The 18,640-nt window shown below is 54.8% G+C and carries 19 protein-coding genes; 15 read left to right on the top strand and 4 right to left on the bottom strand.

What is annotated here, in order from left to right; genetic code table 11:
• The first annotated feature begins 252 nt into the window (after positions 1-252).
• The 6 genes from ytfQ (at position 253) to MRY16398_RS25630 (ending at position 7,106) form a co-directional block, all read left to right on the top strand.
• On the top strand, positions 253-1,209 hold the full coding sequence (ytfQ, locus tag MRY16398_RS25655; RefSeq protein WP_039077763.1) for a galactofuranose ABC transporter substrate-binding protein YtfQ: 957 nt from the start codon (positions 253-255) through the stop codon (positions 1,207-1,209).
• A gap of 122 nt (positions 1,210-1,331) precedes the next feature.
• Positions 1,332-2,834: a galactofuranose ABC transporter, ATP-binding protein YtfR gene (gene ytfR / locus MRY16398_RS25650; RefSeq protein ID WP_039077762.1), complete on the top strand. Its 1,503-nt coding sequence runs from the start codon at positions 1,332-1,334 to the stop codon at positions 2,832-2,834.
• A gap of 10 nt (positions 2,835-2,844) precedes the next feature.
• The gene (gene ytfT, locus MRY16398_RS25645) at positions 2,845-3,870 is read left to right on the top strand and encodes a galactofuranose ABC transporter, ATP-binding protein YtfT (RefSeq protein WP_107223524.1); all 1,026 of its coding nucleotides are present in this window, start codon (positions 2,845-2,847) and stop codon (positions 3,868-3,870) included.
• On the top strand, positions 3,857-4,858 hold the full coding sequence (yjfF, locus tag MRY16398_RS25640) for a galactofuranose ABC transporter, permease protein YjfF (RefSeq protein ID WP_039077760.1): 1,002 nt from the start codon (positions 3,857-3,859) through the stop codon (positions 4,856-4,858). The genes ytfT and yjfF overlap by 14 nt, the downstream gene beginning before the upstream one ends.
• Before the next feature lie 108 nt (positions 4,859-4,966).
• Positions 4,967-6,532, top strand: coding sequence for a methyl-accepting chemotaxis protein (locus MRY16398_RS25635; protein WP_125125457.1), 1,566 nt, complete (start codon positions 4,967-4,969; stop codon positions 6,530-6,532).
• A 52-nt stretch (positions 6,533-6,584) separates the two neighbouring features.
• Positions 6,585-7,106, top strand: a complete 522-nt coding sequence (locus MRY16398_RS25630) for a DUF2569 domain-containing protein (protein WP_125125456.1) — start codon at positions 6,585-6,587, stop codon at positions 7,104-7,106.
• An 83-nt stretch (positions 7,107-7,189) separates the two neighbouring features.
• Here the strand turns inward: MRY16398_RS25630 and fbp are convergent, their stop codons facing one another.
• The gene (fbp, locus tag MRY16398_RS25625) at positions 7,190-8,188 is read right to left on the bottom strand and encodes a class 1 fructose-bisphosphatase (RefSeq protein WP_039077757.1); all 999 of its coding nucleotides are present in this window, start codon (positions 8,186-8,188) and stop codon (positions 7,190-7,192) included.
• 174 nt (positions 8,189-8,362) lie between these two features.
• Here fbp and mpl point away from each other — a divergent pair, with 174 nt between their 5' ends.
• Entirely contained in the window at positions 8,363-9,739 is a 1,377-nt protein-coding gene (gene mpl, locus MRY16398_RS25620; protein ID WP_039077756.1) for a UDP-N-acetylmuramate:L-alanyl-gamma-D-glutamyl-meso-diaminopimelate ligase, read from the top strand.
• Between the two features lie 104 nt (positions 9,740-9,843).
• Here mpl and MRY16398_RS25615 read toward each other — a convergent pair whose 3' ends face one another.
• Positions 9,844-11,052, bottom strand: coding sequence for an aldose 1-epimerase family protein (locus tag MRY16398_RS25615; RefSeq protein ID WP_071193499.1), 1,209 nt, complete (start codon positions 11,050-11,052; stop codon positions 9,844-9,846).
• A 317-nt stretch (positions 11,053-11,369) separates the two neighbouring features.
• Positions 11,370-11,921 carry a ribosome biogenesis factor YjgA gene (gene yjgA, locus MRY16398_RS25610; RefSeq protein ID WP_039077752.1) on the bottom strand — a complete coding sequence of 184 codons (552 nt, stop codon included), beginning with the start codon at positions 11,919-11,921 and terminating at the stop codon, positions 11,370-11,372.
• A 94-nt stretch (positions 11,922-12,015) separates the two neighbouring features.
• Between yjgA and pmbA the strand changes: the two genes are divergently transcribed.
• Together pmbA and cybC are read left to right on the top strand one after the other, a co-directional pair.
• Positions 12,016-13,368, top strand: a complete 1,353-nt coding sequence (gene pmbA, locus MRY16398_RS25605) for a metalloprotease PmbA (RefSeq protein WP_039077751.1) — start codon at positions 12,016-12,018, stop codon at positions 13,366-13,368.
• A gap of 156 nt (positions 13,369-13,524) precedes the next feature.
• Positions 13,525-13,914 (top strand): cytochrome b562, encoded by a 390-nt coding sequence (gene cybC, locus MRY16398_RS25600; RefSeq protein WP_039077750.1) that lies wholly within the window; start codon positions 13,525-13,527, stop codon positions 13,912-13,914.
• Between the two features lie 39 nt (positions 13,915-13,953).
• On the opposite strand, the gene MRY16398_RS25595 is transcribed toward cybC, so the two are convergent.
• Positions 13,954-14,898, bottom strand: a complete 945-nt coding sequence (locus MRY16398_RS25595; protein ID WP_172600688.1) for a quinone oxidoreductase family protein — start codon at positions 14,896-14,898, stop codon at positions 13,954-13,956.
• Positions 14,899-15,011: 113 nt separating this feature from the next.
• On the opposite strand from MRY16398_RS25595, the gene MRY16398_RS25590 reads away from it, so the two are divergent.
• The 6 genes from MRY16398_RS25590 to MRY16398_RS25565 all read left to right on the top strand — a co-directional run bounded on the left by MRY16398_RS25590 (position 15,012) and on the right by MRY16398_RS25565 (position 18,627).
• Positions 15,012-15,902 (top strand): LysR family transcriptional regulator, encoded by an 891-nt coding sequence (locus MRY16398_RS25590; RefSeq protein WP_125125454.1) that lies wholly within the window; start codon positions 15,012-15,014, stop codon positions 15,900-15,902.
• A 261-nt stretch (positions 15,903-16,163) separates the two neighbouring features.
• Entirely contained in the window at positions 16,164-16,502 is a 339-nt protein-coding gene (locus tag MRY16398_RS25585; RefSeq protein WP_075203554.1) for a PRD domain-containing protein, read from the top strand.
• A 10-nt stretch (positions 16,503-16,512) separates the two neighbouring features.
• Positions 16,513-16,875 carry an SFCGS family glycine-rich protein gene (locus tag MRY16398_RS25580; protein WP_020456288.1) on the top strand — a complete coding sequence of 121 codons (363 nt, stop codon included), beginning with the start codon at positions 16,513-16,515 and terminating at the stop codon, positions 16,873-16,875.
• Between the two features lie 2 nt (positions 16,876-16,877).
• Positions 16,878-17,177 (top strand): DUF4312 family protein, encoded by a 300-nt coding sequence (locus MRY16398_RS25575; protein WP_039077746.1) that lies wholly within the window; start codon positions 16,878-16,880, stop codon positions 17,175-17,177.
• A gap of 22 nt (positions 17,178-17,199) precedes the next feature.
• Complete coding sequence (locus MRY16398_RS25570) at positions 17,200-17,976, top strand: DUF4311 domain-containing protein (RefSeq protein WP_039077745.1); 777 nt, start codon at positions 17,200-17,202, stop codon at positions 17,974-17,976.
• A gap of 9 nt (positions 17,977-17,985) precedes the next feature.
• Entirely contained in the window at positions 17,986-18,627 is a 642-nt protein-coding gene (locus tag MRY16398_RS25565; protein ID WP_125125729.1) for a DUF4310 family protein, read from the top strand.
• Positions 18,628-18,640: the final 13 nt, after the last annotated feature.

Here is an 18,640-nt window from a genome sequence, read left to right as displayed (position 1 = left end):
TCCTGAATAAAATTGTGAAAGCGATTACACTGCATAAATTGGACGTGGCTTTGAATGAAAATTTGTGTGTTTTCAAAGCATGATGCAGAGGCGATCGACCTGGCTCTTTTCGCGCGCCAGATCTCAACTGGCAACTAACAATTCATTCACTTTTCTGATTTGTGATGTAACGCATTCTGTTACATCTCCAATTGTCTATAGTTTTCCCGCAGGCGAAGTTGTAGCCAACAATAACCCTACGAGGATACACCTATGTGGAAGCGCTTACTTCTTGTCACAGCAGTTTCAGCAGCCATGTCGTCTATGGCGATGGCCGCCCCGTTAACCGTGGGATTTTCGCAGGTCGGATCAGAATCCGGCTGGCGAGCCGCCGAAACCAACGTCGCTAAAAGCGAAGCTCAAAAACGCGGTATTACCCTGAAAATTGCTGACGGTCAGCAAAAACAGGAAAACCAGATCAAAGCGGTGCGTTCGTTCATTGCCCAGGGCGTGGACGCCATCTTTATTGCACCTGTTGTGGCAACAGGCTGGGAGCCGGTACTGAAAGAAGCGAAAGATGCAAAAATCCCGGTATTCCTGCTCGACCGCTCAATTGATGTGAAAGATAAATCCCTCTATATGACCACCGTGACCGCCAATAACGTGCTGGAAGGGCAACTCATTGGTGACTGGCTGGTGAAAACCGTCGCCGGCAAACCGTGTAACGTGGTTGAACTACAGGGCACCGTAGGCGCGAGCGTGGCGATTGACCGTAAGAAAGGCTTTGCCGATGCCATTTCTAAAGCGTCCAACATCAAAATCATTCGTTCTCAATCCGGCGACTTCACCCGCAGTAAAGGGAAAGAGGTCATGGAAAGCTTTATCAAAGCGGAGAACAACGGCAAAAACATCTGCATGGTTTATGCCCATAACGATGACATGGTGATCGGTGCCATTCAGGCCATCAAAGAAGCAGGTCTGAAACCGGGCAAAGACATCCTGACGGGCTCTATTGACGGCGTGCCGGATATCTACAAAGCGATGATCGACGGTGAAGCCAATGCCAGCGTGGAACTGACGCCGAACATGGCCGGACCGGCGTTTGATGCGCTGGAAAAATACAAAAAAGACGGCACTCTGCCTGAGAAGCTGACCATCACCAAATCCACGCTCTACCTGCCGGATACGGCGAAAGAAGAGTTAGAGAAAAAGAAAAACATGGGCTATTAATGCCTTTATCGCTCTGCCCCTCACCCCAGCCCTCTCCCCGGAGGGGAGAGGGTGTCGACGGGCTGGCACTATCTATCCCCTCTCCCCTCCGGGGAGAGGGTCAGGGTGAGGGGGAGAAAACAATGACCACCGAACAACACCAGGAGATCCTCCGTACAGAGGGGCTTTGCCAGTACTTCCCGGGCGTTAAAGCGCTGGATAACGTCAATTTCAGTCTGCGTCGGGGCGAAATCATGGCGTTACTCGGTGAAAACGGTGCGGGAAAATCCACGCTGATTAAAGCCTTAACGGGCGTCTACCATGCAAACAGCGGCACCATCTGGCTGGAAGGCAATGAAATCCGGCCTAAAAACACCGCCCATGCGCAGCAACTGGGCATTGGTACGGTGTACCAGGAAGTCAACCTGCTGCCGAACATGTCGGTAGCGGATAACCTGTTTATTGGGCGCGAACCGCGTCGTTTCGGCTTTATATGTCGCAAAGAGATGGAAAGACGCGCCACCGAGTTAATGGCGTCTTATGGCTTTTCCCTCGATGTGCGCGAGCCGCTCAACCGTTATTCCGTCGCCATGCAGCAGATTGTGGCGATCTGCCGTGCCATCGATCTCTCTGCCAAAGTGCTGATCCTGGATGAACCCACCGCCAGCCTGGATACCCAGGAAGTAGAAATGCTCTTCACCCTGATGCGCCAGCTCCGCGCGCAAGGTGTTGCGCTGATTTTCGTGACCCACTTCCTGGACCAGGTTTACGAGGTGAGCGATCGCATCACGGTTCTGCGTAATGGCAGCTTTGTTGGCTGCCGCGACACGCGAGAACTGCCGCAAATTGAGCTGGTAAAAATGATGCTGGGACGCGAACTGGACAATAACGCCCTGCAACGTGCGGGACGTACCCTGTTGAGCGAAAAACCCGTCGCGGCATTTAAAGGCTTCGGTAAGAAAGGGCTGATAGCACCGTTCGATCTGGAGGTTCGTCCCGGTGAGATCGTAGGCCTGGCCGGGCTATTGGGTTCCGGGCGCACCGAAACCGCCGAGGTTATCTTCGGGATTAAGCCCGCCGACAGCGGCAATGCGATGATCAAGGGTAAGCCCCAGACGCTGCGCTCACCGCATCAGGCCTCCTGCCTCGGTATCGGTTTTTGCCCTGAAGACCGTAAAACGGACGGCATTATTGCCGCCGCCTCCGTGCGGGAAAATATCGTTCTCGCGTTGCAGGCGCAGCGCGGCTGGCTACGGCCAATTCCCCGGCGCGATCAAAACGCCATTGCGGAGCGCTTTATCCGCCAGTTAGGGATCCGTACGCCGAGTGCGGAACAGCCGATTGAGTTTCTCTCCGGCGGCAACCAACAGAAGGTGCTCCTTTCCCGCTGGCTGCTGACCAAACCGCAGTTCCTGATCCTCGATGAGCCAACGCGTGGCATCGACGTCGGGGCGCATGCGGAAATCATCCGCCTGATTGAAACGTTGTGCGCGGACGGCCTGGCGCTACTGGTTATCTCTTCGGAACTGGAAGAGCTGGTGGGCTACGCTGACCGGGTAATTATCATGCGCGATCGCAAGCAAATAGCGGAAATCCCGCTTGCTGAGCTGTCGGTCCCGGCGATCATGAATGCCATTGCGGCATAAGGAGTACAGTGTGATGCCTCAATCACTCCCGCAAACCGGGCAGCCGAAGCGCCGCTTTAAGTGGCCCACAGGGACGCCACAAATACTGGCGCTGATTCTGGTGCTCGTGGTGGATAGCCTGGTGGCGCCCCATTTCTTCCAGATTGTGTTACAGGATGGCCGCCTGTTCGGCAGCCCGATTGATATTCTCAACCGTGCCGCGCCCGTGGCGTTACTGGCCATTGGCATGACGCTGGTGATCGCGACCGGGGGGATCGACCTTTCCGTTGGTGCGGTAATGGCCATCGCCGGGGCGACCGCCGCGTCAATGACCGTGGCCGGATACGGCTTGCCGATAGTGCTGCTTGCCGCGCTGGGGACGGGGATCCTCGCCGGTCTGTGGAACGGCGTTCTGGTGGCGGTTTTAAAGATCCAGCCGTTCGTCGCCACGCTGATTTTGATGGTGGCCGGACGCGGGGTGGCGCAACTGATTACCTCCGGGCAAATCGTCACTTTCAACGCGCCCAATCTGGCCTGGATTGGTAGCGGTAAGCTCTTGCTGTTCCCGACACCGGTCATCATCGCACTGGCCACACTGGTTATCTTCTGGCTGTTTACCCGTAAAACGGCGCTCGGCATGTTTATTGAAGCGGTGGGGATTAATATCCGCGCGGCGAAAAATGCCGGGGTGAATACCCGCACCGTGGTGATGCTGGCCTATGTACTAAGCGGCGTATGTGCGGCTATCGCCGGGGTGATTGTGGCGGCGGATATCCGCGGGGCTGATGCCAACAACGCCGGTCTGTGGCTGGAGCTGGATGCCATCCTCGCCGTGGTGATTGGTGGCGCATCGCTCATGGGCGGGCGCTTTAACCTTGTGCTGTCAGTGGTAGGGGCACTGATTATTCAGGGCATGAATACAGGAATTTTGCTCTCCGGCTTCCAGCCAGAGCTTAACCAGGTGGTGAAAGCGGTGGTGGTGCTGTGCGTACTGATTGTTCAGTCGCCGCGCTTTATCGCACTGATTAAAGGAGCGCGCGGTCATGATAAAACGTAATTTACCGCTGATGATCACTCTGGGCGTGTTTATCCTGGGTTATCTCTATTGCCTGACGCAGTTTCCCGGTTTTGCGTCCACACGCGTCATTTGTAATATCCTGACCGATAACGCCTTTTTGGGCATTATCGCTGTCGGTATGACCTTTGTGATTCTGTCCGGGGGGATAGACCTCTCCGTGGGCTCGGTGATTGCTTTTACCGGGGTATTTTTGGCGAAAGCCATTGGCTTCTGGGGGATATCGCCGCTGGTTGCCTTCCCGCTGGTGCTGGTGATGGGCTGTGCGTTTGGCGCGTTTATGGGGCTTTTGATCGACGCGCTGAAAATCCCTGCATTCATCATTACCCTGGCCGGGATGTTCTTTTTACGCGGTGTCAGTTATCTGGTCTCCGAAGAGTCGATCCCGATTAACCACCCGGTCTATGACACTCTGTCCGGCCTGTCGTGGCTGATTCCCGGCGGTGGGCGCCTGAGCGCCATGGGGCTGCTGATGTTAGGAGTCGTGGTCATCGGGATTTTCCTTGCCCACCGAACCCGTTTTGGCAATGAAGTGTATGCCATTGGCGGCAGCGCAACATCGGCGAACCTGATGGGGATCTCAACGCGCAGCACTACCATTCGTATCTATATGCTCTCGACCGGGCTGGCGACGCTGGCAGGCATTGTCTTTTCTATCTACACCCAGGCGGGATATGCGCTGGCCGGTGTGGGGGTTGAACTGGATGCGATTGCCTCGGTGGTCATTGGCGGTACGCTGCTGAGCGGTGGTGTGGGCACGGTACTGGGTACGCTGTTCGGTGTAGCGATTCAGGGGCTGATCCAAACCTACATCAATTTTGACGGAACACTGAGTTCCTGGTGGACCAAAATCGCGATCGGCATTTTATTGTTTATTTTTATCGCGTTACAACGTGGTCTTACGGTGCTGTGGGAGAATCGGCAGAGCTCGCCTGTTACACGCGTTAGCACAGCGGCAACAAGGCAGTAACACATTGAAATAATTAAAAAGAAGTAAAGTTTTTCCGGTGGCGGTCGATAACCTGCCAATGAGGCTTATTTTACGCCTGAAAGAATCTCTGCTACCGGAAAAACTATCATGCTCAGAACGCTCTCGCTTCGTACTGGTTTGCTTTCCCTTCTCGCTATTATGACTTTCCTGCTGCTGGTGGTGAGCGGCATGGGAATTTATGCCCTCAGCAAAAGCTCCTCCTCCCTGGAACGAATTAGCGTTCTGCAAGGTGAGAAGATGGCGCGCCTCAATGAAGGCTATACGCAAATTCTGCGTGCGCGTAATGAGTCGGGCCAGGCTGTACGCATGATGGAAGTTGGTCTGCTCGCCGATGCAGGCAGTGCAGTCAAAATCATTAATAGCGAAATTGAGCAGGGGCGTAAATTGCTCGATAGCGTCATTAAAGCGGGCGTGGATGACGAGCAGGGCGCAGCGTTGCTGGCTCAGGTTGCGAAAAGCTACAGCGTGTATCTGGACCAGGGCATTAAGCCGATGCAGGCAGCGTTAAACCAACAAAGCGCGGATGCCTATTATGATCTGCTGGAGAACAAATTAGTTCCGGTTTCCCGGCAGTTTGATAACGATATTCAAGCGTTTCTTAGCTGGGGCGAAAACCGTGGTAAAGCTGAGGTCAGCGCGGTCCAGACCAGCAAAAATTTTGTGATGATGCTGATTGTCGTCGTTGCACTGGCCGCGGCGGGCATTATCGTGCTGGCCTGGCTGGCAATGCGCCATATGCTGCTTAAACCGCTGGATGCTTCAATTGTCCAACTGGAGCATGTTGCCGCCGGAGACCTGGCATCCGTTAGCGTCAGTACCGCCAGTAAAGAGTTCAACCGCCTGAATGCGGCGATTGAGAATATGCGTCATTCGCTCATTAACTCCGTTACGCGCGTGCGTGATGCCAGCTCGCAAATCGATACGGGCAGCCGTGAATTGTCGCTGGGTAACGTCGACCTGGCGCAACGTACCGAATCAACGGCAACGTCGCTGGAGCAGACCGCCGCCAGCATGGAACAGATCACCGCCACGGTGAAACAGAATGCGGATAACGCCGACCAGGCGCATCAACTGGCGAAATCGGTGTCTGATACTGCCGATCGCGGCAGTGAAATGGTCTGCTATGTGATTGAGAAGATGCGCGATATTTCAGACAGTTCCAGCCGTATCGCCGATATCCTCAGCATGATTGACAGCATCGCCTTCCAGACCAACATCCTGGCGCTGAACGCCGCCGTTGAAGCGGCCCGTGCAGGCGAGCAAGGGCGCGGCTTTGCCGTGGTGGCAGGCGAAGTGCGTAACCTGGCAAGCCGCAGCGGTGATGCGGCCAAAGAGATCCGCCAGCTCATCAGTAGCTCTCAGGCCCATGTGTCCGAAGGCAGCGACCTGGCGATGCAGGCAGGCGAAACGATGGATGAGATCGCGTCCGAAGTTATGCGTATGACCAAATTGATGCGTGAAATTGCCAGTGCGTCGCAGGAACAGAGTCGTGGCATTGAGCAGGTAAATATCGCAGTCAGCCAGATGGACGAAACGGCACAGCAAAACGCCTCGCTGGTGCAGCAATCTTCCGCCGCGACCCGCTCGCTGGAAGAGCAGTCCCGCGAACTGCTGGAGGCGATGGCCTCTTTCCGTTTGCAGCCAACTGCATAATAATTAGCCCCGCGCAGGTTCGCGCGGGATTTTTTATACAGGGTAAGGATTGATGGACACACAGGAAGAGATCAGAAAACACATTTGTATTCAGTGTGATAACGAAGCGCTTAAGGGCAGCGATTTCTGCGAAGCGTGTGAGACCAAAGAATTTAAGAAAATTGGTGGCTGGTTGTATCTCCCCGCGCTGGGGCTGCTCGTGGCGTTAGTGTTGAGTATTTTTGCCATTAACAATACCGCGCGTGCCCTGCTGGAATTCAGCAGTAGCTTTACCACCAGTGGGCTTGCGGTCATTTACTTTGAGCTTTTTGGGTTTATCGGGCAATTCCTGCTCGTTATTTATGTGGGCAGTCTCTTTCTGCGCAAAAAGCGCCAGTTACCGGTTACTTACATCATTTTTCTTCTTTACGGCGTGGTGTTTGTGGGCGTGGATTTGTGGCTGGCGAACGCGCTGATGAACCTTCCATTTGGCTATGACGATGCACGCTCCCTCATTCGCGCGATCGTGGCTTGCTGTATCTGGATACCCTATTTCCGGATGTCTGAACGTGTAAAACGGACTTTTGTGCATTAATCAAAAAAAACCGGATGCGGCATCAATGCCTTATCCGGTTATAGCCCGGGTACGCGAAGCGCACCCGGGACCAGATGCCGAACTTACGCGTCCGGGAACTCACGCATAAGACGTTCTACATCATCCACCATGTGCTCATTGCCAACGAAGAACGGGCGGCGTTGGTGCAGACTTTGCGGCACGATATCCAGAATACGGTTTTTACCGTCACTCGCTTTACCGCCAGCTTGTTCCGCCAGGAACGCCATCGGGTTGCACTCATACAGCAAACGCAGTTTTCCTTCCGGGTGGCTCGCGGTGCTCGGGTAGAGGTAGATCCCACCTTTGAGCAGGTTACGATGGAAATCCGCCACCAGTGAGCCGATATAGCGCGTGGTGTACGGGCGCTGAGTGGACTTATCTTCTTCCTGACAGAACTTGAGATACTTCTTCACGCCCAGCGGGAATTTGATGTAGTTGCCTTCGTTGATGGAGTACGTGGTTCCTTTTTCCGGGAAGCGCATACGCTCCTGGCACAGGCAGAACACACCCAGGGACGGGTCATAGGTGAAGGCATGTACGCCACAGCCGGTGGTGTAGACCAGCATGGTGGACGAGCCGTAAACCACATAACCCGCGGCAACCTGCTTATTGCCAGGCTGCAGGAAATCTTCTTCGGTGACAGGTGTGCCTACCGGCGTAACACGACGGTAGATAGAGAAGATGGTACCGACAGAAACGTTAACATCGATGTTGCTGGAGCCGTCCAGTGGATCCATGAGCACAACATATTTCGCGTGTTCGCAGCCTTCGAAAACGACGATTTCGTCCTCTTCCTCAGAGGCAATACCCGCGACAATATCGCGCGCACGCAGCGCGGCTTTCAGTTTTTCATTGGCAAACAGGTCGAGTTTTTGTTGCACCTCACCCTGGACGTTCTCGGCGCCACTGGCACCCAGGATATCAACCAGACCCGCTTTGTTGATATCTCGATGGATGATTTTGGCACCCAGTTTTATTGCCGAGAGCAGTGCAGTCAGCTCACCGGTAGCATGGGAAAATTCATGCTGCTTTTCGACAATAAATTCACCTAACGTTTTCATACCCTGTCCCTACATTTTATATGGAGTAATGTGACTGCAACAATATTAACAAAGATTCAAATGTTAGCGCACAGGTGAATCGCGCCAGCACAATACGGATTATCCTTAAATGCATTTCCGTCGTGTGAGACAAGAGGGTAAAATGTGCGCCGTAGATAAGAAGGATAGAGACGAATGCGCATTCATATTTTGGGGATTTGTGGCACCTTCATGGGTGGGCTGGCGCTGCTGGCGCGCTCACTGGGTCATGAGGTAACGGGTTCGGACGCCAATGTGTATCCGCCGATGAGCACCCTGCTCGAGAAGCAAGGCATTGAACTTATTCAGGGTTACGACGCCAGTCAGCTTGATAACGCGCCGGACCTGGTCATCATTGGCAACGCCATGACGCGCGGGAATCCATGTGTTGAGGCGGTGCTGGAAAAAAACATTCCGTATGTTTCAGGCCCGCAATGGCTGCATGACTTTGTGTTGCGTGACCGTTGGGTGCTGGCAGTGGCGGGCACACACGGCAAAACGACCACGGCAGGCATGGCGACCTGGATTCTGGAAGCCTGCGGTTATAAACCCGGATTTGTCATTGGCGGCGTGCCGGGCAACTTCGAGGTGTCTGCTCGCTTAGGTGAAAGCCCGTTTTTTGTCATCGAAGCCGATGAATATGACTGCGCGTTTTTCGATAAGCGTTCGAAATTCGTCCATTACTGCCCGCGTACGCTGATCCTCAATAACCTTGAGTTCGATCATGCGGACATTTTCGACGATCTGAAAGCGATCCAGAAACAGTTCCACCACCTGGTGCGTATCGTACCGGGGCAGGGCAAGATCATCTGGCCTGAAAGCGACATCAACCTGAAACAGACGATGGCGATGGGTTGCTGGAGCGAGCAGGAGCTGGTGGGCGAACAGGGACACTGGCAGGCAAAAAAACTGACCACCGATGCCTCTGAATGGGAAGTGCTGCTGGACGGTGAATCTGTCGGACAGGTGAAGTGGGGTCTGGTCGGCGAACACAATATGCATAACGGTCTGATGGCGATTGCCGCTGCCCGTCATGTGGGGGTTGCGCCAGCCGATGCTGCCGATGCGTTGGGCTCGTTCGTGAACGCCCGTCGCCGCCTTGAACTGCGCGGTGAAGCCTATGGCGTCAAGGTGTATGACGATTTCGCGCATCACCCGACGGCGATTCTGGCGACGCTGGCTGCCCTGCGCAGCAAAGTGGGGGGAACGGCGCGCATTATTGCGGTGCTGGAGCCGCGCTCAAACACCATGAAAATGGGCATCTGCAAGGACGATCTGGCGCCTTCTCTGGGGCGTGCCGATGAAGTCTTCCTGTTGCAGCCTCAGCATATTCCGTGGCAAGTGGCGGAAGTGGCTGACGCGTGCGTGGTCCCTGCGCACTGGAGTGGCGATGTCGACGCGCTGGCAGAGATGATCCTCAAAACCGCGCTGCCTGGCGATCACATTCTGGTGATGAGTAACGGCGGATTCGGCGGCATCCATCAAAAACTGCTGGACGGGCTGGCGAAAAAAGCCGAAGCGGTCGCAGAGTAATTGAGCGGCCTCTCTTTTGACCAAAGAGCGGGATTGCTTAGATGTTGAGATGAGATGTTCAGGAAACCGCGCCATCTGATGGGAATGGCGCGGTTTTTTTATGCTTACTCTTTGGCGATTGGCGTGTCGATGATCTGCGGTGCTTTAGCTCCCTGAATATCAGCGACGCGTTTTTCCACATCCTTCACCTGGCTTGCGTTGTGCAGCAGGGTGTAGGTCAGGTCGAAACGGGTGCTCTGGCCCGGTTCCAGTTTCTTCACGCGTTTCTGTTCGCGTTCAATGGTCACCGGATAGGCGTAGCTGGTACCCGGTTCAATCCCCGTCACATAGCCCTGTTTCAGGGTGTCGGTATTTTTCCACAGCGTCAGCACCGGCAACTGCTGGGTGTTAAAGCTGATGGCCGCCCCTTTATCACCAGCTTTGTTAATTACCGCCGCCACGGTCTCTTTACGCGCGTCAGCCAGTGGTTTGAAGTTAAATACCATTTCATCGAAGCCTTTGGTCGGCCCGCTATAGGTTTGCCAGTTTTTCAGCCCGGCTTTGGCGTAATCGTTGAACGGGCTGACGCTCTCAACAGGGGCGATAAAGCGCGCGCCCTCTTCCAGAATCGGCGTGCCGAAGTTGCTGTGGTAGATGATTTGGTAATCGTGCGCGTAATCAGCATGGTTGGTCAGCACATCATGCAGGGTAAAGCTGTTGCTGCCCGGAATATAGCTCAGCTCCATTTCGGTTTGCAGATCGGCTTTTTTGAAGGTGCTCTCTTTTACCAGCCCACGAATGCGAATTTCATACGGCGCTTTCTCGCTGACATCCACGGAAACCTGTGAGGCCGGGGTGTTGCCCACTTTGCCGTGCAGGGTATAAATCTGCCCGTCAGCGGTGACCGGATGGCCGGTCCATTCATAGCCGCAGCGCACCAACATTTCGTTGAATCCTTCCAGCCACCCCAGACCATTGCGGCTTTCCAGATTCATATACGCCGGGTTAACCACCTCTTTTACCGGTGAATCCCAGCCCATTCGCACGCCAAAACCTTCAACACGGAGCAAATTCATGCCGCGAGTCGGGCTCAGGGTGATTGTCAGGCCATTCTGGCTGCTGATGGTGATGATTTTACTGCCTTCTTGCTTGCCGCCGTGCAGAACTTTTTGCTCAATGCTGAAAGTCTGATCTTTAATTTTCAGCTGCTGGCTGGTGACCTGCCAGTTTCCTTGTTCTACGCCGCTTTCAGCGCTTGTCAGCAACCATGTTTTTGCACAGACGTTGCCAGAGATAAGCAGAGCGAGGGTTGATAACACCAGGGCTTTCTTCATTTTTATTCCTTTTTTGCTGAATCGATTATTTTCATGACCCCTGAAATCTAATAATTGCTGACGCTAAAAAATGTGATCCGTTTCATCTGGTGTAATTAAGCGCAATTGAGTGATCAAAAGTCTGCGATTGATCGCTTTTATCTATGTAAGCATGAAAGCTAATGCATAAAATCTGTGAACCATGATGATTTTAGCTTTAACGATTCAGCTTAAATAAACTGTGATTATCAAACAGATAGCTGTTAAGGAAGCGTTGCCAAAAAGGCAGGGAGAAGAGGAAAAGCGATGTGCGGGGCGAGCCGCACATCCGGGGGATATTACTCTGCGGCTTCGGACAGCTCGCGCAGGTACTGGAAAATCAAACGCGCGGATTTTGGCGGTTTGTTTCCTTCTTTCTCTTTCTTCGCGTTGCGGATAAGCGTACGTAATTGCTGACGGTCCGCGTCCGGCCACAGGCCTAACACTTCCGCAATGGCGTCATCACCTTCCTCAATCAGGCGGTCGCGAATCTGTTCCAGCTTGTGGAAAAACGCCACCTGTTGGTTATGGCGGTTTTTCAGCTTATCCAGCGCCTGGCGAATTGGCTCAACGTCACGTTGACGCAGCAATTTACCAATCAACTGTAACTGGCGGCGGCGGCCTTCCATCTTGATGCGCTGTGCCAGTTCAATGGCGTCGCGCAGATCCTGGTCGAGCGGGATTTTCTCCAGCGCATTTTTACCCAGGTCTACCAGTTCTGCGCCCAGGCGTTTTAATTCCTCGGCGTCGCGTTTAATTTCACTCTTACTGACCCAGATGATCTCATCATCTTCGTCCTCGATGTCGTCACCGGGAACGTCGTCGAGCCAGTCGTCGGGCTGCTTTGTCATCTCAGGTTCCTCAAAAAAGAGGCTAATGTTACCAGTTAAGGGGCGCACTGAAAAACGGTTCTCTGTTAGACTTCAAAGATTCTCTCCTCTAATTATGGCATTGGCGATGAAAGTAATCACACAAGTTGCACAACAACGCAAAGCACTGGAAGAAGCGGTTTCTACCGCGCTGGAGTTGGCCTCCGGAAAAGCGGATGGTGCGGAAGTGTCTGTCAGCAAGACCACCGGGATCAGCGTCAGCACGCGCTACGGTGAAGTGGAGAACGTAGAATTTAACAGCGACGGTGCGTTAGGCATTACGGTTTATCATCAAAATCGCAAAGGCAGCGCGTCGTCCACCGATTTAAGCCCGGATGCGATTGCCCGCACCGTGCAGGCCGCGCTGGATATCGCCCGCTACACGTCGCCGGATCCCTTTGCCGGGGTGGCGGATAAAGAGCTACTGGCCTTCGAAGCACCGGATCTGGATCTCTTCCATCCGGCGGAGGTGACGCCAGACGAAGCCATTGATCTGGCTTCACGCGCAGAGCAGGCGGCGCTGAAAGCTGACAAGCGCATTAACAATACCGAAGGCGGCAGTTTTAACAGCCACTACGGCGTCAAAGTCTTCGGCAACAGCCACGGTATGCTGCAGGGCTATGCCTCCACGCGTCACTCGCTCTCAAGCTGCGTTATCGCCGAAGAGAACGGGGATATGGAGCGCGATTACGCTTACACCATTAGCCGTGATATTCGCGATTTGCAAAGCCCTGAATGGGTGGGGGAAGAGTGCGCGCGCCGTACGCTCTCTCGCCTTGCTCCGCGTAAACTCTCCACCATGAAAGCGCCGGTCATTTTTGGCCATGAAGTGGCGACTGGCCTGTTCGGGCATCTGGTCGGGGCAATTGCGGGTGGCTCGGTGTACCGCAAATCCACCTTCCTGCTTGACTCGCTGGGTAAGCAAATTCTGCCGGAATGGCTGACCATTGAAGAACATCCGCATTTGCTGAAAGGGCTGGCCTCTACGCCGTTCGACAGCGAGGGGGTGCGCACAGAGCGTCGCGACATCATCAAAGATGGCGTATTAACGCAGTGGCTGCTGACTAATTACTCCGCACGCAAACTGGGGCTGAAAAGCACCGGGCACGCGGGCGGGATCCACAACTGGCGGATCGCCGGGCGCGGCCTGAGCTTTGAGCAATTGCTTAAGCAGATGGGTACCGGTCTGGTGGTTACCGAACTGATGGGGCAGGGCGTTAGCGGTATTACTGGCGACTACTCCCGCGGTGCGGCGGGGTTCTGGGTGGAAAACGGTGAAATTCAGTACCCGGTAAGTGAGATCACCATTGCAGGAAATCTGAAAGATATGTGGCGTAATATCGTTACGATTGCTGACGATATCGAAACACGTAGTAATATCCAGTGTGGTTCAGTGTTGTTACCGGAGATGAAAATCGCCGGTCAGTAATGCCCGCCATATTTCAAGTTACAGGCGCGTTGGTTGTACGTGCGCACTCCGGTCGTTTACTCCTGTAAGCGGCTGGAATTCACACGTTTTCCGGCTGCCTGAATCTCGAATTATTGAGGGTATGGCTTTTTTTAATAATAAAAAAGGAAGTGAGCAATGCGGAAAAAACTGCTGGCGATGTTAGCTGTCTCTACCCTTGTCCTGGGCTCGGCACATGTCTTTGCTGCCGACCTTGAAGATGACATGGACACCCTCAACAAAAATCTCCAGGTTGTCGAAAAATCGGATGATGCCGCCACCATTAAAGATGCGTTAACCAAAATGCGCACGGCTGCCGAAGATGCGCAAAAAGCGACACCGCCGAAGCTGGAAGGTAAAGCGCCGGACAGCCCTGAAATGAAAGACTACCACCAGGGGATGCAAACGCTGATTGGTCAGATCGACGGCGCGCTGAAACTGGCGAACGAAGGCAAAGTCAAAGAAGCAAAAGCGGCGGCTGAAGATTTTAAAGCCACCCGCAACAGCAACCACAAGAAGTTCCGCTAACTATCCCGAAGCGGGGCAAATGCCCCGCTTCTCTCCCCGCTACGGGACAAGTACGATCTTCCCGCTAAATTCCCGGTTCTCCAGCAAACGATGCGCTTTTGCCCCTTCCCTCAGTGAAAACGCGGTGATATCGGGCAGCGAAACGTGACCCTCTTTGATAAGCCCGAACAGGCGATCCGCCCGCCGTTGACGTTGCTCCCGCGAGGTCAAGTATGTCCACAGATCGGCCCCCAGCACCCCGGAGGATTTCAGTAAAAAATCAGCCGGATCCACGGCCGGAATTTTTCCTCCTGACATACCAAACAGCACCACGCGACCGCCTTCTTTCACGGCTTCGAGGCTTTGCAACAGGGTGCTGCCGACGGAGTCAAAAACGATATCGCAGCCTGCGGCCTGTTTCTGCCAGGTGTCATAACCCACCGCAATTTCCGCCCCGTGGGCAAGGCAGATGGCCTGCTTCTCCTGGCTTGATGCTACGGCAAGCACCTGAACACCCCGGTGGACGAGCATCCGCGTCAGTAGCCGCCCAACACCACCGGCAGCGGCCAGTACGGCAACGCGCATCCCCGGCAACACTGGCAATACATCGTGGATCAGGTAATCAGCGGTTAATCCTTGCAACAGCACGGCGGCGGCCTGCGCCTCGCTAAGCCAGTCGGGAAGGTGAATAGCATGGGTTTGCGGCACGATAACGTGGCTGGCATGTGCCAGCGGCACATCGGTAAAGCCAATACGATCCCCCGGCTGCCAGCCGCTGACCCCCGCACCGACCTGCACCACGCGCCCGGCCCCTTCATAACCCGCTGTCCAGGGGGCGTCTCCGGCAAGAGGATAGCGTCCCTGTCGCCGATAGACATCGGCAAAGTTAAGCCCGGCCGCGGAAATTTCAACGAGAATATCGCCCGGCCCTGGCTGCGGCGTAGCGCTCTCTCGCAAGTACAACACGTCGGCAGATCCAAACTCATCGAAAACCAGTGATTGCATAATAAAATGACCTAATAGAGGGTAATGTGACGATTATTCCTCCCTGTTATGGGCGGATAAAGTGGACTCTGTTATTTTGATTTGATAGCCAGGGTTTAGAATTGGGGTGGTGAATGGATTACTTAAAATGCGTTGAGTCCTTTGTCCGCACGGTAACCTGCGGCAGCTTCACCGCGGCGGCGGAAGAGCTGGGCATCACCCCGGCGATGGTGGGTAAACATGTGCGCGAACTGGAAGCCAGAACGGGATGCCAGTTGCTTCACCGGACGACCCGGCGACAAGGGCTGACGGATGCCGGCCAGCGTTTTTACCAGTATGGCCTGCAGATTCTCGCCACCATTCGTGAGGCGGACGGGCTGGCAAACCACCTGTATGACAATGTCGCGGGCATGCTGCGTATCAGCGCGCCGGTGACCTTTGGCCAGCGCGTTCTCACCCCCATCCTGTCGCGATTTTTGCAGCAATATCCTGGGGTCGATGCTGAAATGGTGCTGACCGATCGGAAAGTGGATCTGATTGAAGAGCGCTTCCAGTTGGCGATACGCATTGGCAATATCAACGATGACGGGATCGTCGCCATTCCGCTTCCGCCGTATCGTATGATCCTCGCCGCCTCCCCCGAATACCTGCAACGCCACGGCACGCCGCTCACGCCACAAGATCTGAGGCAGCATCATTGCATCAGTTTCAGCCAGTGGCGCTCGGATCATAGCTGGCAACTGGAAGGCCCGTCCGGGAAGCTGGAGATTGCGATTACACCGCGTCTGATGGTCGATTCTGGCGAAGCGATACGCCAGGCGGCGCTCGCCGGGTTGGGAATAGTGCAGCACTCTGTTCTGACGTTACAACAGGATATCGACGACGGCCGTCTCTGTCCGGTGCTGCCAGACTACCTGCCACCTCCGCGCCCCATGCATTTGCTGCGCTTACCGATCAGGCCGCTGCTGCCGATCGTCTCTTCGTTTACCGACTACTTTTTGCAGGCGCTAAAAACGACCCTTTGATCCTTTTTCATAAGGAACCCTTATCTCGTCACACTTTTCCCTTCATGTTGACCGTTTTTTTATTCTCCCGTAGCCCCGTTTTTCCGCATTTTTCCATCAAAGCTGTGAGCGCTGCACAGTGAAAAGCCCCGGATGGGCGCATTAATGTGGCGCAGATCACTAAAGTCTCCCGGCTTTCCACTTCAAAGTGGAAAACTCCTCGCTACAAACTCTTAACCTGCAACGTTAGTTTTATTCCAGGCCATTAACGGGGTAAGACGAGTGAAAAACGGAGCGGTAATGAACGACGCTGGAGACGGGGCGGAACAAACGGCAAGCCTGGCCGGGCATATGCTCACGCAGGTATACACTTTGCTGAGCCAGCACAACATCACGCCTAACGCGGTGCAGCAGCAGATGTTGACCTCGCATGTCCGTGCGATGGCGCACCGGTCAGTGACTGGCGAGCCGCTACCGGAGGTGGATGCCAGCCTGTTTGACGAAATCTCGCCTGAATCAATGCAACTTGCCCGCGATGTCGTGGCGCAATTTGGCAACCTCCCGGAAGAAGAAGCCTGGCTACTGTCGGTGCACTTCGAAGTGGCAAAAGACAACCTATAAGGAGCGAACAATGGAACAGATTACCGTAGTGATTGGCGACCGTCTGGGTAAAGGCCAGAAAGTGGCGGCAGGTGTTGAGAAAGCCGGTGGGCGCGCCGTGGTGGTGCCGGGTGTGGCGGCGGATATGAAGCTGGGCGATGTGATGAAAGCGGAAAACGCGACGTTCGGCATCTCGTTTTGCGGCAGCGGCGGCGCGGGGGCTATCACCGCGCAAAACAAACACGGCTATAAAGCCAAATACGGCATGCGTTCGGTTGAAGAGGGCGTTACCGCCATCAACGAAGGCTGCAATGTACTGGGTTTCGGCTTTATGGATAAAGAAGAGTTAGGCGAGCGCCTGGTGCAGGCGTGGCAGAAAAAATACGGCGCGTAACCATGAAAGAACAGTTCACCACCACGGTCAGGGTTAAAGGGAAAGGCGAGGCGAAAGCGCGCGCGTTTTCCGATGCGCTGAACCATGTTCAGGCCGCGGTGATGAAAGCGTCGCCGCACATTTTACTGCGTATAGAGCCACAGGACGTGCAGGTTGTTCATGCGCATGAAACGACGCGGAAAGAGGCTTTTTTGTTCTTCTTTCTGCGCCGCGAAAGACGGACATACAGCGTGGAGCTGGATGTCACCGTCAACGTGACCGCCATCAATCTCGACAAAGTGGATTTCGTCACGCAACGCTGATTTTGACTAAAAGGGCAGACTGATGTTCCTGATAATTTTAATAAAATCGCTCATCATCGGCGGCCTTGTGGGCGTCGGGGTAGGCGCTGGGGCTGCACGCATGTTTCATGCGCCAACCACGCAAGGGATGGGCGCATTTCGTACACTCGGCGAGCTGAATTCCTGTGAAGGGGATCCGGCTTCTCACTTCTCCTTTGGGTTAGGTTTCTTCTTCAATGCCTGGGCCTCGTCCGTAGCGGCGGGTTCCTTCACTCAGGACGTTGATCATCGCATCATTCCGAACTGGGGCGCGGCGGCGTTGATGGTGAAAAACCGCAACGTCGGCGAAACCCTCCACGATCCGAAAAAGATGGCTATCGCCTGCGGTCTGATCGGCATGATCGTGGTGACCTTCCTTAACCTGACGGCCTCCTCCGTTCCGGCGGCACTACAGGTGACGGCGGTGAAAGTTCTGGTGCCTGCGGCGAACCTGCTGGTTAACACCGTCATGCCGGTGATCTTCTGGCTGGCGGCGATCGATGCGGGGAAAAAATCCGGCTTCTGGGCCACCGTTTTTGGCGGTGCCGCGCAGCTCATCATGGGTAACGCCGTGCCGGGCCTGGTGCTGGGTATTCTGATTGGTAAAGGTGTGGAAGAGAGCGGCTGGCATCGCGTCACCAAAGTGATGATGAGCGCCATTGTGGCCCTGTTTGTCCTGAGCGCCTTCTTCCGTGGCTTCGATCTGAAAATGATCCAGTCCTTCCACCTGAGCGCGCCGAACTGGCTGGAGCTCATCCATAACTCGCTCAGCGGCAAGTAAGGAACGATGATGGAACAGAATAAAGGTTTTTGGTACGCCGACTGGTCATTCCCGATTTTTGTCGGTCTGCTCTCTTCCGGCGTCTTCGCCGGGACCCATATGTACTACCTCTACGGCATCGGTGCCTTTAACGAAGTGGCGTTCGTGGCGATGCTGAAATCGGGAATTGATACCGGCGCCTACGGCGCGGTGGCGGCCTTTGGCGCGAGCTTCCTGTTCGCCCGCATTATCGAAGGTTCACTGGTGGGGATTCTGGACATCGGCGGGGCGATTCAAACCGGCGTTGGCCTCGGTGTTCCTGCGCTACTGCTGGGCGCGGGCATTATGTTTCCGGTGACCAACTTTCTCGCTTCGCTGGCGACCGGTCTGGTGATTGGCCTGGCGATTGGTTACATCATCATTCTGGCGCGTAAGTTCACCATCAACCAGAGCGATTCCACCTACGGGGCGGACGTCATGATGGGGGCGGGCAATGCTTCCGGCCGTTTCCTGGGCCCGTTGATTATCCTCAGCGCGATGACCGCGTCGATTCCTATCGGCATCGGCTCTCTGATTGGCGCGCTGCTGTTCTACCTCTGGCAAAAACCGATTACCGGGGGCGCTATCCTCGGGGCGATGCTGCTGGGCTCCATTTTCCCGATTGCACTTTGATCTGACCGGGCGC

The sequence above is a fragment of the Phytobacter sp. MRY16-398 genome (assembly GCF_003925915.1).
Lineage (GTDB): Bacteria > Pseudomonadota > Gammaproteobacteria > Enterobacterales > Enterobacteriaceae > Phytobacter > Phytobacter diazotrophicus.
Note: the sequence above shows the minus strand (reverse complement) of the source record. Positions and strands in the feature narration are given on the sequence as shown.